Below are 14,403 nucleotides of genomic sequence, written 5' to 3'. Positions count from 1 at the left end.
TCTTGCTCCTCGGCTCGCCCCCCCCCCCGCCCCCCCCCCCCCCCCCCCCCCCCCCCCGCCCCCCCCGCCGGGGCCCCCGCCCCCCCGGCCCGCGGCCCCACATCAGGGAGAAGGCGGCATTGCCGGCGACCAGCGCCGAGCCGGTAAAGCGCTCGCCGAGCTCGATGATCGACATGGTGTAGATGCCATAGGAGACCGCGCCCCAGATAAAGACGCAAGGCCAGATCAGCGGCGTCTCGATGAGCAGCGGCAACAGGGCGCAGCCCAGCACCGTCACCACGACGCAGATGAATCGCACCAGACGCGCCGTCAGCCGTTCCGCCAGCAAGCCGAGCGGCACCTGCATGGCGATGTTGCCTGCGATCATCACCGACAGCAGCGCCGACATGCGCGCTTCCGCGATGCCATAGTGCGTGCCGTAGACCGGCAGCAGCGCCAGCACGCCCTGTTCGAAACCGGCGGCAACGACCACCGCCGACAGCAATAGCCATGCCAGTGGCATGAAGCCCATGACCGAAACCCTGCGCCCGGCTTCGTCGACCTTCGGCAGTTGCGGCAGCACCAGCGCCAGGCAGGCGCCGCAGAAGATGAAGGCGGCGATCCCCACCAGGAATGGCGGCCATCCCACGGTGCCGACAACGAGCAGGCAGAGCGGCCCGGCAGCGAAGCCGGCCGAGATGATGGTTGAATAGACACCCATGACGCGACCGCGGCGCGATGGCGGCGCCAGTGCAATGACCCAGATTTCGCTCAAGACATAGAGCGGGTTGGTCACCACCCCGATCAAGAAGCGCAGCGGAAACCACAGATAGACATTCTGGGTCCAGCCGATCAGCGCAAGCACAATAGCCGAAAGCGCCGCGCAGGTAAGCGCGGTGCGCCCTGCCCCGAACCGGCGCGCCAGTGCCGGGATCAGCGGCGACGAGACAATGAAGCCGATCGGCGTCATTGCCGCCGAGAGCCCGATGATGGCCGGCGAAACGCCTTGGCGTTGCAGGATGAAGCTCAGCAGCGGATAGGACAGGCCTTGCGCGATGGCGAACACCGAGACGGTCGCGATCACGCCGCTGATCGCCGCCCACTGCATCTTCTCGTTGTCAGCTTCCGCCAGGTTCATCATTGGCACCTAAACCAGGCTCAGGACTAGCTTTTCTGTCCGACGCGGGTAAGCCCCGCCCCGGTAAAAACCGTTTGCTCCAGACAAGGCCTGTCATGAGTTTGGGCCTGTCAGGAGCTTTTGGGCCTGTCAGGAGTTTTGGCGCTTGAACGATCGATAGAGCGCGAAGCTCACCAGCAGCGCGTCGAGGCCGGCGATCACCACCGGCAGACCGAGCGGACCGATGGTCTGCATCAAGGCACCGGCGCCAGGCGGGCCGACAATGCCGCCGGCGCCCCACATCAATGCGAAGGCGGCGTTGCCGGCGACCAGCACGGTTCCCCTGAAGCGGCTGCCGAGCTCCACCAGCGCCATGGTGTAGACGCCGTAGCCGACAGCGCCCATGACGAGAAGGACGAGCCAGATCGCCGGCGTCGTGATCAGCAACGGCAGCAAAACCGCGCAGGTCGTTGTCGCCAACGCACAGAAGATGATCATCGCCCGCCCGCCGAAACGCTCGGCCAGCAGGCCGAGCGGGATCTGCAGGAAGATGTTTCCCAGCGACAGTGCCATCACCAGGGCCGCCAGCGTCCTTTCGGGCAAGCCATAGGCAGCACCGAAGACCGGCATCAAAGCGTAGGTGCCCTGCTGGACCGCCGCCGAAACCAGCACGGCAAACAACAGCGCCGGCGCCAGCCTGGCGAAACCGAAAAAGCCGCCGGGCAATTGGCCGTCATCCTCGAAGCCGGCGAGGCTTGAGGAAACAGCACGAAGGATCGCGGCGCACAGGATGAAGCCGGCCATGCCGACCAGGAAAGGAACCCAGCCCGATATCCCTACCGCGGTCAGGACCAAAGGCCCCGCAGCATAGCCAGCGCCCAGCACGGTGTTGAATGCCCCCATCACCCTGCCGCGGCGCGACGGCGGCGCCAGCGACAGCGCCCATACTTCGCCCAGTATATAGAGCGGGTTGATGACGATACCGATGATGAAGCGGATGACGAACCAGCCCACCCAGTCCTGCAGGTAGCCGATGCCGAGGAAGCACAGCGCCCCAATCAATGAGCAACCCACAGCCAGGTTGCGCGCGCCGACCAGCCGAATGGCTGCCGGCACGAACGAGGCCGAAAGGATCAGGCCAAGCGGCATCATCGCTGCCGACAAGCCGATCAGCGCCGGCGACATGCCTTGCTTCTGCATCAGCAGCGTAAACAGCGGCGAGCTCAGCCCTTGCGCCGCACCGAACATCGCGAGGGCGGCAGTTACGCCGGCAAGCGCCGCCCATTGCGTCCCCGCTTCGCCATCGCTCGAACCGGTCGCAGCCATGATGCCTTCCACATGAATTGCCGGCCCATCCAGCGGCAAACCACTGAGCTAGCGGTTCGATTTAGGGAAAGGAAGGGCCGCGCCTGAAATCCCCTTGCGCCAAGAGCCGCAGTGGGCGCGTCCTGTCCGCCAATCCCCGGCAAGGTTGTCAACTATCGGACTGCCGTTCGGGCATGTCGCTTCCCTCGTCCTAGTGGTCGCCGCCTCCGCAATGGTCGGACAGCCGCCGGTCCATTATGCCGCCCGCTACCAGCATCGTACGAGGACCATCATGACCGCCGCCCTGCATCCAGCCGAACCGACTTTGGCAACCGACCGTGCCCGTCGCGGTGGCCGTGCGGGCAAGCGCGCCGGCGGCTCGGCCGCCTTCGAACAGCCGGCTTTTCGGCAACTGAGAAATCCGCTAACGCCGACCAAGCTGGTCTCTGACGACGAGCTGGAATCGATCCACCTCGCCTCGCTGCGCGTCTTGAGGGAAATAGGCGTCGACGTACTGCATGACGAAGCGCGCCGCATCATGAAGGAAAATGGCGCTGATGTCCGCGAGGGCAGCGAGCGCGTGCGCTTCGACAGCGACATGATCCTCGATCTCATCTCCAACTGCCCGTCGGAATTCACGCTCCATGCCCGCAACCCGGCACACAATGTGCGCTTCGGCGGCAACAATGTGATCCTGTCGATGATGGCGTCGGCACCGAACTGCTCCGACCTCGATCGCGGCCGCCGTCCGGGCAACCAGCAGGACTACCGCAACTTCCTGCGCCTGGCGCAGATGCACAACATCCTGAACTGCACCGGCGGCTACCCGGTCGAGCCGACCGACATCCACCCGTCGGTGCGCCACCTCGAATGCATCCGCGACCTCGCCACGCTGACCGACAAGGTGTTCCACATCTATTCGCTCGGCAAGGAGCGCAATGTCGACGGCATCGAGATCGCCAGGATCGCCCGCGGCATCAGCCATGAGCAGATGCTCGAAGAGCCGTCCGTCTTCACCATCATCAACACCAATTCGCCGCTGAAACTGGATGTGCCGATGATGGAAGGCATCATCCAGATGTCGAGCAAGGGTCAGGTCGTCGTCATCACGCCCTTCACCCTGTCCGGCGCGATGGCGCCGGTGACCATCGCCGGTGCGCTGGTGCAGCAAAATGCCGAGGCGCTGTCCGGCATCGCCTTTGCCCAGATGGTGAGAAAGGGCGCGCCGGTTGGCTATGGCGGCTTCACCTCGAATGTCGACATGAAGTCAGGCTCGCCGGCCTTCGGCACGCCTGAATATATGAAGGCGCAGCTTGTCGGCGGCCAGCTTGCCCGCCGTTACAAGATCCCCTACCGCACCTCCAATACCTGCGCCGCCAACACCGTCGACGCGCAGGCAGCCTATGAAAGCGTGTTCTCGCTGTGGGGCGCCATCCAGGGCGGCGGCAATCTGATGATGCACGGCGCCGGCTGGCTCGAAGGCGGCCTGCGCTGTTCCTACGAGAAGACCATCCTGGACATCGACCTGTTGCAGATGGTGGCCGAGTTCCTCACCCCGCTCGACCTGTCCGACGAAGCGCTCGGCTTCGATGCCATCCAGTCGGTCGGCCCCGGCGGCCATTTCTTCGGCACCCAGCACACGCAGGACCGCTACAAGACAGCCTTCTACTCGCCCATCCTCTCCGACTGGCGCAATTTCGAGACCTGGGCCGAAGCCGGATCGCCGACCGCGCTGGAAAAGGCCAACAAGGTCTGGAAGGAGCGGCTGGCATCCTACGAGGAACCCTATATGGACCCGGCGATCCGCGAAGAGCTCAACGACTTCGTCGAAAAGCGCACGGCCGAAGGCGGCGCGCCGACCGATTTTTGATCGGCAAGCAACTGGCGGCATCCTGCCAACCGACACACCTGATTCAATTTACGCAAAAACGGACCTATCTCTCATGAAATCTCATGTAAAAGCGGTTGTCATTGGCGGCGGCGTCGTTGGCTGCTCGGTGCTCTATCACCTTGCCAAGGCCGGCTGGACCGACATCATGCTGATCGAGCGGTCCGAGCTCACCTCCGGCTCGTCCTGGCACGCAGCCGGCGGCTTCCACACGCTGAACGGCGATCCCAACGTCGCCAAACTGCAGGCCTATACGGTGCACCTCTACAAGGAGATCGAGGAAATCTCCGGCCAGTCCTGCTCGCTGCATCTGACCGGCGGCGTGATGATGGCCGATACGCCCGAGCGCATGGATTTTCTGCGCCTGGCCCACGCCAAGGGCCGCTATCTCGGCATGGACACCGAGCTGATCACGCCCTCCGAAGCCAAGGCGATGTTCCCGCTGATGGACGAGACCAATTTCGTCGGCGCCATGTGGGATCCGGTCGAAGGCCATCTCGATCCCTCCGGCACGACGATCGCCTACTCCAAGGCGGCCAAGAAGCTGGGCGCCGAGATCGTGCTGCGCAACCGCGTCGTCGACTTGACGCAGGAAGTTGACGGCACCTGGAACGTCGTCACCGAACAGGGCACCGTCCACGCCGAGCATGTCGTCAACTGCGGCGGCCTGTGGGCGCGCGAGATCGGCCGCATGGTCGGCGTCGAACTGCCGGTGCTGGCCATGGAGCACATGTACCTGCTCACCGAGCCGATGCCCGAGGTCGAGGAATTCAACAAATCGACCGGCCGCGAGATGATCGGCGTGCTCGACTTCAAGGGCGAGATCTACACCCGCCAAGAGCGCAACGGCATCCTGCTCGGCACCTATGAAAAAGCCTGCAAACCCTGGTCGCCGGTCAATACGCCGTGGGATTTCGGCCATGAACTGCTGCCGCCCGACCTCGACCGCATCGCGCCGTCGCTGGAGATCGGCTTCAAGCATTTCCCCGGCATCGAGAAAGCCGGCATCAAGCAGATCATCAACGGCCCCTTCACCTTCGCGCTCGACGGAAATCCGCTGGTCGGGCCGGTGCAGGGCCTGACCAATTTCTGGTGCGCCTGCGCCGTCATGGCCGGCTTCAGCCAGGGCGGCGGCGTCGGCCTCGCGCTGTCCAACTGGATGGTGCATGGCGATCCCGGCTTCGACGTCTGGGGCATGGATGTCGCCCGCTTCGGCGAGTGGGCCGGCCTGCGCTACACCAACGCAAAGGTGCGCGAAAACTATTCGCGCCGCTTCTCCATCCGCTTCCCCAATGAAGAGCTGCCGGCTGCGCGCCCTGCACAAACCACCCCGCTCTATGACACGATGCTCGCCAACAACGCCGTAATGGGCGATAGCTGGGGCCTGGAGACCCCGCTGTGGTTCGCGCCGAAGGGCAAGGAGCCGAAGGACGTCGTCTCCTTCCACCGCTCAAACGATTTCGGTCCTATCGGCGAGGAAGTGCGCGCCACGCGCGAACGCGTCGGCGTCACCGAAATCGCCAACTTCGCCAAATACGAAGTGTCGGGACCTGCGGCTGAGGATTTCCTCAACCGGCTGATGACCAACCGCATGCCGAAGATCGGCCGCATCGTGCTGACGCCGATGATCAACGAGTTCGGCAAGCTGATCGGCGACTTCACCATCGCCAAGGCAGGCGAAGACAGATTTATGATCTGGGGCTCTTCCGCCGCGCAGAAATACCACATGCGCTGGTTCGAAAAGCACCTGCCGAAGGATGGTTCGGTGCGCATCCACCGCTTCGATCAGACGCTCGTCGGCCTGTCGATCGCCGGTCCGAAATCGCGCGACCTCTTGCAGAAGCTGGTCGATGTCGACATCTCGACCAAGGCGTTTCGCTTCATGGATTTCCGCGAAATGGCGGTCGGCGGCGCGCCCTGCATGGTCAACCGCATCACCTATACCGGCGATCTCGGCTATGAAATCTGGATGGCGCCGGCCTATGAGCGTCTGGTCTACAAGGCGATCAAGGACGCCGGCGAGGAGTTCGGCCTCGTCGATTTCGGCATGCGCGCTTTGCTCTCCATGCGCCTGGAGAAGAACTTCCCGACCTGGTACCGCGAGTTGCGCCCGATCTACGGCCCGTTCGAAGGCGCGATGGACCGTTTCATCAAGCTGGAGAAGAACGACTTCATCGGCCGCGAAGCCGCCGCCAAGGAACAGGCGGAAGGGCCGAAACTGCGCCGTGTCTCCTTCATCGTCGATGCGGCCGACGCCGATGTCATGGGCGACGAGCCGATCTGGGCCAAGGTCGGCAAGGACTATGGCACGGTGGAAAAGCCGCATGGCTATGGCGCGCCACGCTTCGATACGGCAGGCAAGGACGTGCGTGGCTCAAAGGCTGCCGAAGGAGCTTCCGCCGTGCGCGGCATCGTCGACCGCGACTGGCGCGTGGTCGGCTGGGTCACCTCGGGCGGTTATGCGCACTATGTGCAGAAGTCGATGGCGCAGGGCTATGTGCCGGCGGCACTCGCCGAGGACGAAAGTGCCGGACTGTTCGAGATCGAGATCCTCGGCCACCGGCGTCCGGCGCGCATCAATGTCGAGGCGCCCTTCGACCCCAGCGGCGAGAAGATGCGGACCTGAAAAGGCGACAGGGAGCGTGAGATCGTGTAAGGGGCCTTCGGCAGTTGGCCGCAGGCATTTTCCCTCAATGAGAAGACGATCCCTTGCAGTATCTAGAGAAATGGACGGACTGGCTCTGCGAAGGCAAGGTCGGTCCCTTCAACGCCGCACTGGTCTGCGTCGCGGTCTATTGCGTCGTCCAGATCGTGGTGATGGCGCTGCTGTCCCATGTCGTGGGAACCGGTGTCGGCGTCGACGATTCCGAACAGCTGATGTACATGCACTACCTCTGGGCTGGCTATGGCGGCTCGCAGCCGCCGCTCTACACCTGGCTTGCCCGCCTCGCCGCCGCCGTGGTCGGAACGAACATCCTCGCGCTCAAGATCGTGAAGTACCTGCTGATCGGAGCGGCGCTGGCGTCGGTTTTCATCGCTGTCCGCCGCCTGGGCTATTCCAGCCGCGCTGGCGCCGCCGCATTGTTCGGCCTGCTGTTGTTTCCGCAGATGGTGTGGGAGATGCAGCACGCCCTCACCCACTCGATCGCCGCTTTCTGTTTTTCAGTGGTGCTGTTTCTTGCGCTCGTCGAACTGGTGCAGCGGCGTTCGCTGGCCAGCTATGTGCTGTTTGGCGTGGCGATGGCCGCCGCCATCCTGTCGAAATACAACAACGCCATCTTTCTCGCCGCGCTGATCCTGTCCACCCTGTCGCTGCGCGAAAGGCGCGGCGTCATCCTCAACCGCCGGTTTTCGATCAGCCTTGTCGTGGCGGTGCTGCTTTGCCTGCCGACGCTCTACTGGAACCTGACCTACACCGACCAGTTGCTGTCGCACAGCGGCGGCTTCGGCATGGGCAGAGGAGAAAGCGCCATACAAACCGCATTCTACGGAATGCGCGGACTGGGCAAGGCTATCCTGTATTTCGCGGTGTTACCGGCCGGCATATTCGTCGCGGCTTTGCTCATCGCATGGAAAAAGCCGGCGCCGGCTCTGCAACCGGCGCCATGGACCGAGAAACTGGTGTGGCGCACCATCGCTTTTGCCCTGGCGATGACCATCGTGCTCGTCCTGGCTAGCGGGACGACGCAATTTCGCGATCGCTGGATGCTTCCCATCCTTGTGTTGCTGCCGGTCGCGCTGGCCTTGCGGATGGATGCCAGAGGCGACAAGGGAAGGAAGGTGCAGGACGTCGTCGTCTTTGTCGGCGCAACGCTTGCCATCCTCGTGCTGCCGGTGACCTGGTACACGCACCTCAATGGCGGCGACAGCCGCGGCAGCATCGTGCGTGTCGACTACCAGTCGCTCTATGGCCAGCTGACGGCAAACGGTCCGGTTCGCACGGCGATATCGAGCTGGCACTGGGTGGGAAATCTGCGTCTTGTCGATCCCGATCTGGTCGTGCTCGACGACGAGATGCCGGACTTCGGCCATTTGCTGATCGAGCCGGCGGTGCTCGTGATGGCCAATGACAAGGAACCTCCCGAGGGCATCCTGCGGGCCTTGAGCGAGGCCGGCTATGTCGCTGACGGCTCGCCGCAGCAGTTGGTCGTTCCGATGCTGTTCGACAGCGAGCCGCCCACCCGCACGCTGACGGTCACGCGGCTGAAGAAAGCGGCCGCGGGCGCAGCGCCACAGTAAGTCGGCAGGGAGGCGTCGGGTGGAGAAACAAGGGTTCGGCCGTCACCGCAAGATCATGCCGTTCGAGCCCGGCTCCGTCGAAGCCTTGCGCGAAACATCGCGCCAGAAGGCGGCGTCGCTGAACCAGCATGTGCTGGGCTATGGCGCGCTGGCTGAAGCCGAATGGCAAGCGGCAGGCATCGCCGCGCCCGATCTTGCCGCGATGCGCAAATACCGGCTCGAGCGCCTCCGCGCCGAACTGAGGCGCCGAAACTACGCCGGCGCGCTGCTCTACGACCCCGTCAACATCCGCTACGCCACCGATTCGACCAACATGCAGCTGTGGGTCGCGCACAATCCGACCCGCCACTGCTTCGTCGCCACTGAGGGACCCGTGGTGCTGTTCGACTATTTCTCCTGCGAGCATCTGTCCGATCATTCCGGCGTCGTCGACGAGGTGCGGCCGGCAGTGTCGTGGATGTATCTCTATGGCGGCGAGCTGACCGAGCACAAAGTCCGCCGCTGGGCGGCCGGCATCGCCGATCTGGTCAAGGAGCATGGCGGCGGCAACAGCCGCATTGCGGTCGACCACATCAACCCGGAAGGCGTCGAGGAACTCGCCCGCCTCGGCATTTCGATCGGCAATGGCGAAGCGGTGATGGAAAATGCGCGGCTGATCAAATCGCCGGACGAGATCCTCGCCATGCGCCGCGCAATCGTCGCTTGCGAAGCGGCGATGGGTGAAATGGAGAAGGCGCTGACGCCGGGCATTTCCGAAAACGAATTGTGGGCCGAACTCCACCGCGGCAACATTGCGCGCGGCGGCGAATGGATCGAAACCCGGCTGCTTGCCTCGGGACCGCGCACCAATCCGTGGTTCCAGGAATGCTCATCGCGGGTGATCGAAGCAGGCGACCTCGTCGCCTTCGACACCGACCTGATCGGCCCCTACGGCTTCTGCGCCGATCTCTCCCGCACCTGGCTTTGCGGCGATGCGAGACCATCGAACGAGCAACGGGACCTCTTCCACATCGCCGCCGACCAGATCGCCCACAACACGCAATTGATGCAGCCCGGCATATCCTTCCGCGACCTGGTCGAACGCTCGGTGGTGGCGCCGGGAGATTGCTTCCCGGCGCGCTACGGCGTGCTCTATCACGGCGTCGGCCTCGCCGACGAGTACCCGACCCTGCCGCATGCAAGCGACTGGACGCCGGACACGCCCGACGGCGCGCTGGAGCCGGGAATGGTGCTGTGCGTGGAAAGCTATATCGGCCGTCTCGGCGGCCATGAGGGCGTCAAGATCGAGGAACAGATCCTGATCACCGCGACCGGTAACGAGCAGCTTTCAACCTACAAGCTGGATGCGAGGCTGCTCGGCTGATCCGGCAAGCGCCTCGCGCAGAGCCTTGAGCGTCTTTTCCGGCGTCGTCCTGGCGGTGATGTAGGGCAGGCCTTTGCGCCTTGCCGTCCAGCCGACGACCTTCACGGCGTTTGCCGCAGGCTCGAAACGCTGCGCCAGCGCCCAGCTCTCACAGTCGATGGCAGCTATATCCGCCTTGCCCTCGGCGACCGCGACGATCGAGCCGCGATGGCCACCGCTCTCGCTGCGCGAGGGAAACATATCCATGCTCTCGCCGGCGGCCTGCAGGTCGCGCGTCAGCGCGATGATGCCCGACATCGAATCGAGGCTGTTGTAGGTAAAACACTTGCCACGCATCAGATCGAGCGGCAGCAAGGCTTTGCCATCCGCGGGCGAGCGAACCTCCGGTCCCTCGCCCGTCCGCATCACCAGCGCGCTCGAATAGAGTTCGCCTTCGCCGCCCTCGTAAGCGTCGTAGCTCGGCTGGCCGACCACCTGCACATGCTTGCTCAGGCCGAGTTCCATCGGCCCCCAGCAGGTCTGCGCGAACAGCAGCGCCGGATGCAGCCAAAGCTGGTGATGGTCGAGTTCGTCCGGCGGCAGTATCGCCGGATCGGGCGCGATCAGTCTGCCCTCGGCGTCGTGGATACCGCCCGGCACCGGCGGCAGGTCGCCATTGCGGCGCACGATTGTCTGCGGCCCATCGACGCCCTTGTGCCGAAAAGCATCGCGCAACGCTGCCCATTGCGCGTCGACCTCGCCGCGCACTTCGGGCCAGTCATACATCGGCAATGCCGCAACCAAATCACTCATGCCGACACTCAATCATCATGGCTCGGGAAAGGATCGCAAAAACGCGGCGTCCAATCAGAATTGGCCGACACGGGTTCGGGAAGTCCGGGGATTATTCCTTCGGCGGCTCGGCCGGAACCGGCGCGCTGCCAAGCCCGCTGATGCTGCGCGCCCTGATGCGCGGCTTGAACGCCCTGCCCGGCTCGGGCTGGCGGCGCAGCACCGGGTGCACGATCGGCTCCTTGGCCTTGAAGGCGTAGGCTTTGATCAGTGCGAAATAGTTCGGATAGGCGTAGCCATTGTTCATCCGCAGCCACTCGTCGCGGCGGTCGGCAAACAGTTTTGGCAGCCTGTACCAGGCAACGGTCGGGGTCTTGTGGTGAACGAAGTGCAGATTGTTGTTGAGGAACAGGAACGACAGCGGCGAGCGCTCGATGATCACCGTGCGTCCTTCAGGGTGCTCGGACCACTGATGTTCGGCGAAAGTCCGGACCGCGATCAGCGACTGGCCGAGCCAGACCGGCACCAGAATGTAGAGCCATACCGGAATGCCGAAGCCGAACTGCACGATCGGCACCACGATGGCGAGGCCGATCGCATGCAGCAGCCATGCCTTGCCGATCACCTTGTCGCCGGCAATCACATGCCTGGCGTCGTCGACGAAGAAACCGATGCAGGACAGCCAGGGGCCGAGAAAGAAACGGCCGGCCATGGTGTTGTTGATCTTGAGCAGGAATTTCATCGTCGGCGGCAGATCGTCATGCATCCACAACGCCTGGTAATAGCTCTCGGGATCGTCGAGCGGATCGGTCAGGCGCTCGTCGGCGTGGTGGCGCAAATGGAGCGTCTTGAAGCGACGGAACGGCCAGACCAGGCCGATCGGCAGGAAGACGAAGGCTTCGTTGATGAGCGCGCTGCGCGTCGGATGGCCATGCAGCACTTCGTGCATGATCGACGACTGCAAGGCCAGGATGAAGCCGAGGAGAAGAAGTGCCGGGGTCGGATAAGAGGGCCAGAGCAGGAGCCCGGCAGCGAGCCACATTCCGTAACAGAAGAAAGCGAGGACCACGGTCGGCCACTCGATGGCCGCTGCGTCGCGTCGCTTGATGCGCTTGCCTGTCATGCTATCGACCACTGTCCCTCAGTCGCCGGAATTGTTCCTGACAGCATAGTGTCAGGAGAAGCGATTCCGCTCAACGAGACAAAGTGTACAAAATGTTGCGATTGCGCATTTTTGACCGCAGATGTTATGCATTGTAAACAACCCTACGGATTCATTTACGCTGGAAGTGCTGATTCGACGGCTCGGGCGCAAATTTTTCCTAAGAGAGTGCGGAGAACGAACAGTGGACAAACGGGACCTTTCGGCAATCTTCCGGGAGCGCCTCAAGCTGCTCCTGACACGGTCCGATCTCAACCAGTCAGCTTTCGCGTCAGCAGTCGGCATCGACCGGTCGGCGCTGTCGCAACTGATGTCCGGCGCCTCGACGCGCCTGCCACGTGCCGAAACGCTGCTCAACATCGCCGCCGAATTCAAGATCTCGCTGGACTGGCTGCTCGGCCTCTCCCAGGATGAAGGCGTCACCGGCGAAATCCGCGAAAGCCTGGAGATCGAAGAGGCGCCCGACGGCTTCGACCGCACGCTGCTCGCCAAATGGTTCGCCGAGGCCGCAGGCACCAAGATCCGCTATGTGCCGGCCGGCATTCCCGATCTCCTGCGCACACGCCAGCTGGTCGACTACGAAGCCAACATCACCAACCGCAGCCGTCTGGCGCAGGCCAGCGAGACGCAGTACCGCATCGAGTACAACCGGCGCCCTGAGACCGACATGGAGGTCTGCATGCCGCGCCATACGCTTGAGATCTTTGCCCGCGGCCTGGGCGTCTGGGACCGCTTTCCCGAGGCTGACCGCCGGCAGCAGCTTGCCCATATGGCGACGCTGCTTGACGATCTCTACCCCACCTTCCGCCTGTTCCTCTATGACGGCCGCATGCGCTATTCCATCCCGCTGACCATCTTCGGCCCTTATCGCGCCGCCATCTATGTCGGCGACATGTATGTCGTGCTGAACGCCACCCAGCCGGTCCAAGCGCTGACCCAGCATTTCGACAATCTGATCCGGGCCGCCGACATCAACCCGCATGAGGCCGCCGCCTACGCGCGCAATCTGGCCGGCGCGTCATTTCCATCGGGTTCTGCCTGATCCCCAACGCCCCGGAAAGGTGCGCCGCGCGGCATCGCCGGTCGCAAACACATTGACTGGACATAAAGACTTCTTTATATCCTTATTCCATTCAAATATCTGAAAGTCGATCCGATGACCGCGAACAATCCCATCGATGCTCTGCTGGCCGAAAAGGGCGTGCTGCTCGCCGATGGCGCCACCGGCACCAATCTGTTCGCCATGGGTCTGGAGGCCGGCGAAGCGCCCGAGTTGCTGAACGAGACAGCGCCCGACACCATCACCAGCCTGCACCAGAATTTCGTCGACGCCGGCGCCGATATCATCCTCACCAACTCGTTCGGCGGCACCCGCCACCGGCTGAAGCTGCATCATGCGCAGGACCGCGTGCATGCGCTGAACAAGCGCGCCGCCGAGATTGCCCGGGCGGTCGCCGACAAGGCCGACAGGAAAGTCATCGTCGCCGGCTCGGTCGGTCCGACCGGCGAGTTGCTGGTGCCGCTCGGCGCCATGACCTATGACGAAGCAGTCGAGGCTTTTGCCGAGCAGATCGAGGGTCTCAAGGAAGGCGGCGCCGAAGTCGCCTGGATCGAGACCATGTCTGCGCCGGACGAAATCCGCGCCGCGGCGGAGGCCGCCATCCGCGTCGGCCTGCCCTACACCTATACCGGTTCGTTCGACACTGCCGGCCGCACCATGATGGGCCTGCTGCCCAGGGATATCCACGGCGTCGTCGACGGACTTTCAGAGACACCGCTCGGTGTCGGCGCCAATTGCGGTGTCGGCGCCTCCGACATCCTGGCCTCGCTGCTCGACATGACCGAGGCGAAGCCGGAAGCGACGGTGATCGTCAAGGGCAATTGCGGCATTCCCGAATTTCGTGGCACCGAGATCCATTATTCCGGCACGCCGGAGCTGATGGCCGACTATGTCCGGCTGGCGGTGGATGGCGGCGCGAAGATCATCGGTGGCTGCTGCGGCACGTCGTTCCAGCACCTTGCCGCCATGCGCAAGGCGCTCGACGCGCACACCAAATCCGAACGCCCGACCGTCGCGGCGATCGTCGAGCGCATCGGTCCGATGCGCAACAAGGTGGCGACGGAAAACACCGCCGAGACCAGCGAAGCCCGCCGCGAACGCCGCCGCACCCGGGCCTGATATCGAACTTATTCGCTGTTTTCAGCGTAACGCGATAGCGCCGTCTTGAAATCCAGGGCGGTGCTGTCGGCGCTTTCATTCATCGTCACCAGGTCACCCGACGACTGCGGATTGCCGATCTGCTCCAGCATGACGCGAAAGCGGTCATTGGTCAGCGCCGACTTTGCGGTATTCCGGGCTGCGTCGACGTCATCCATGATGCGCCTGGATTCTGGCGACAGCGTTCCCGACGCCTGCGTGTGTCTCACCGCCGGCGTCGTGTTTCCAATGTTCATGATCTGCAATTCCCGGCTCCCCAAGCCCAGTCCCGACCCCATGCAATAATAGCAGGGCATTGCGATGACGTTCCGGAAAAGCTGCGCAATTTAACGATCAGGCGGATCATCTGTGCGCTTCGGAT

General features: G+C 63.6%; 11 protein-coding genes. 6 read left to right on the top strand and 5 right to left on the bottom strand.

Translation table 11 applies throughout. The annotated features are described in order from the left end of the window. A partial coding sequence (locus NKI88_RS23435) for an MFS transporter (RefSeq protein WP_352657568.1) occupies positions 1-1,117 on the bottom strand: 1,117 nt, incomplete at its 3' end. Positions 1,118-1,246: 129 nt separating this feature from the next. Then, on the bottom strand, positions 1,247-2,422 hold the full coding sequence (locus NKI88_RS23430; RefSeq protein WP_352657565.1) for an MFS transporter: 1,176 nt from the start codon (positions 2,420-2,422) through the stop codon (positions 1,247-1,249). 271 nt (positions 2,423-2,693) lie between these two features. Here NKI88_RS23430 and NKI88_RS23425 point away from each other — a divergent pair, with 271 nt between their 5' ends. The 4 genes from NKI88_RS23425 to NKI88_RS23410 all read left to right on the top strand — a co-directional run bounded on the left by NKI88_RS23425 (position 2,694) and on the right by NKI88_RS23410 (position 9,891). After that, positions 2,694-4,271 (top strand): trimethylamine methyltransferase family protein, encoded by a 1,578-nt coding sequence (locus NKI88_RS23425; protein ID WP_352657563.1) that lies wholly within the window; start codon positions 2,694-2,696, stop codon positions 4,269-4,271. A gap of 73 nt (positions 4,272-4,344) precedes the next feature. After that, positions 4,345-6,915: a GcvT family protein gene (locus tag NKI88_RS23420; protein ID WP_352657561.1), complete on the top strand. Its 2,571-nt coding sequence runs from the start codon at positions 4,345-4,347 to the stop codon at positions 6,913-6,915. An 83-nt stretch (positions 6,916-6,998) separates the two neighbouring features. Further along, entirely contained in the window at positions 6,999-8,528 is a 1,530-nt protein-coding gene (locus NKI88_RS23415) for an ArnT family glycosyltransferase (protein WP_352657558.1), read from the top strand. A 55-nt stretch (positions 8,529-8,583) separates the two neighbouring features. After that, on the top strand, positions 8,584-9,891 hold the full coding sequence (locus NKI88_RS23410) for a M24 family metallopeptidase (RefSeq protein ID WP_023725608.1): 1,308 nt from the start codon (positions 8,584-8,586) through the stop codon (positions 9,889-9,891). Here NKI88_RS23410 and NKI88_RS23405 read toward each other — a convergent pair. Both NKI88_RS23405 and NKI88_RS23400 read right to left on the bottom strand, forming a co-directional pair. Beyond that, on the bottom strand, positions 9,856-10,683 hold the full coding sequence (locus NKI88_RS23405) for a phosphate/phosphite/phosphonate ABC transporter substrate-binding protein (RefSeq protein ID WP_352657555.1): 828 nt from the start codon (positions 10,681-10,683) through the stop codon (positions 9,856-9,858). The genes NKI88_RS23410 and NKI88_RS23405 overlap by 36 nt on opposite strands. 91 nt (positions 10,684-10,774) lie before the next feature. After that, positions 10,775-11,785, bottom strand: a complete 1,011-nt coding sequence (locus NKI88_RS23400) for a fatty acid desaturase (protein WP_031197693.1) — start codon at positions 11,783-11,785, stop codon at positions 10,775-10,777. A gap of 223 nt (positions 11,786-12,008) precedes the next feature. On the opposite strand from NKI88_RS23400, the gene NKI88_RS23395 reads away from it, so the two are divergent. Beyond that, positions 12,009-12,866 (top strand): helix-turn-helix domain-containing protein, encoded by an 858-nt coding sequence (locus NKI88_RS23395; protein ID WP_023681768.1) that lies wholly within the window; start codon positions 12,009-12,011, stop codon positions 12,864-12,866. Between the two features lie 114 nt (positions 12,867-12,980). After that, entirely contained in the window at positions 12,981-14,003 is a 1,023-nt protein-coding gene (bmt, locus tag NKI88_RS23390) for a betaine--homocysteine S-methyltransferase (RefSeq protein WP_023725605.1), read from the top strand. 8 nt (positions 14,004-14,011) lie between these two features. On the opposite strand, the gene NKI88_RS23385 is transcribed toward bmt, so the two are convergent. Continuing rightward, positions 14,012-14,278, bottom strand: coding sequence for a hypothetical protein (locus NKI88_RS23385; protein WP_023753429.1), 267 nt, complete (start codon positions 14,276-14,278; stop codon positions 14,012-14,014). Positions 14,279-14,403 lie beyond the last annotated feature (125 nt).

This window comes from Mesorhizobium sp. M0317, from assembly GCF_040321555.1.
In the GTDB taxonomy this organism is placed as follows: domain Bacteria; phylum Pseudomonadota; class Alphaproteobacteria; order Rhizobiales; family Rhizobiaceae; genus Mesorhizobium.
Note: the sequence above shows the minus strand (reverse complement) of the source record. Positions and strands in the feature narration are given on the sequence as shown.

What these genes read in the sequence shown, in the direction of transcription:
- NKI88_RS23430 (WP_352657565.1), bottom strand. Translation starts at nt 2,422, where the DNA reads ATGGCTGCGACCGGTTCGAGCGATGGCGAAGCGGGGACGCAATGGGCG.
- NKI88_RS23425 (WP_352657563.1), top strand. Translation starts at nt 2,694, where the DNA reads ATGACCGCCGCCCTGCATCCAGCCGAACCGACTTTGGCAACCGACCGT.
- NKI88_RS23420 (WP_352657561.1), top strand. Translation starts at nt 4,345, where the DNA reads ATGAAATCTCATGTAAAAGCGGTTGTCATTGGCGGCGGCGTCGTTGGC.
- NKI88_RS23410 (WP_023725608.1), top strand. Translation starts at nt 8,584, where the DNA reads ATGCCGTTCGAGCCCGGCTCCGTCGAAGCCTTGCGCGAAACATCGCGC.
- NKI88_RS23405 (WP_352657555.1), bottom strand. Translation starts at nt 10,683, where the DNA reads ATGAGTGATTTGGTTGCGGCATTGCCGATGTATGACTGGCCCGAAGTG.
- NKI88_RS23400 (WP_031197693.1), bottom strand. Translation starts at nt 11,785, where the DNA reads ATGACAGGCAAGCGCATCAAGCGACGCGACGCAGCGGCCATCGAGTGG.
- bmt (WP_023725605.1), top strand. Translation starts at nt 12,981, where the DNA reads ATGACCGCGAACAATCCCATCGATGCTCTGCTGGCCGAAAAGGGCGTG.
- NKI88_RS23385 (WP_023753429.1), bottom strand. Translation starts at nt 14,278, where the DNA reads ATGAACATTGGAAACACGACGCCGGCGGTGAGACACACGCAGGCGTCG.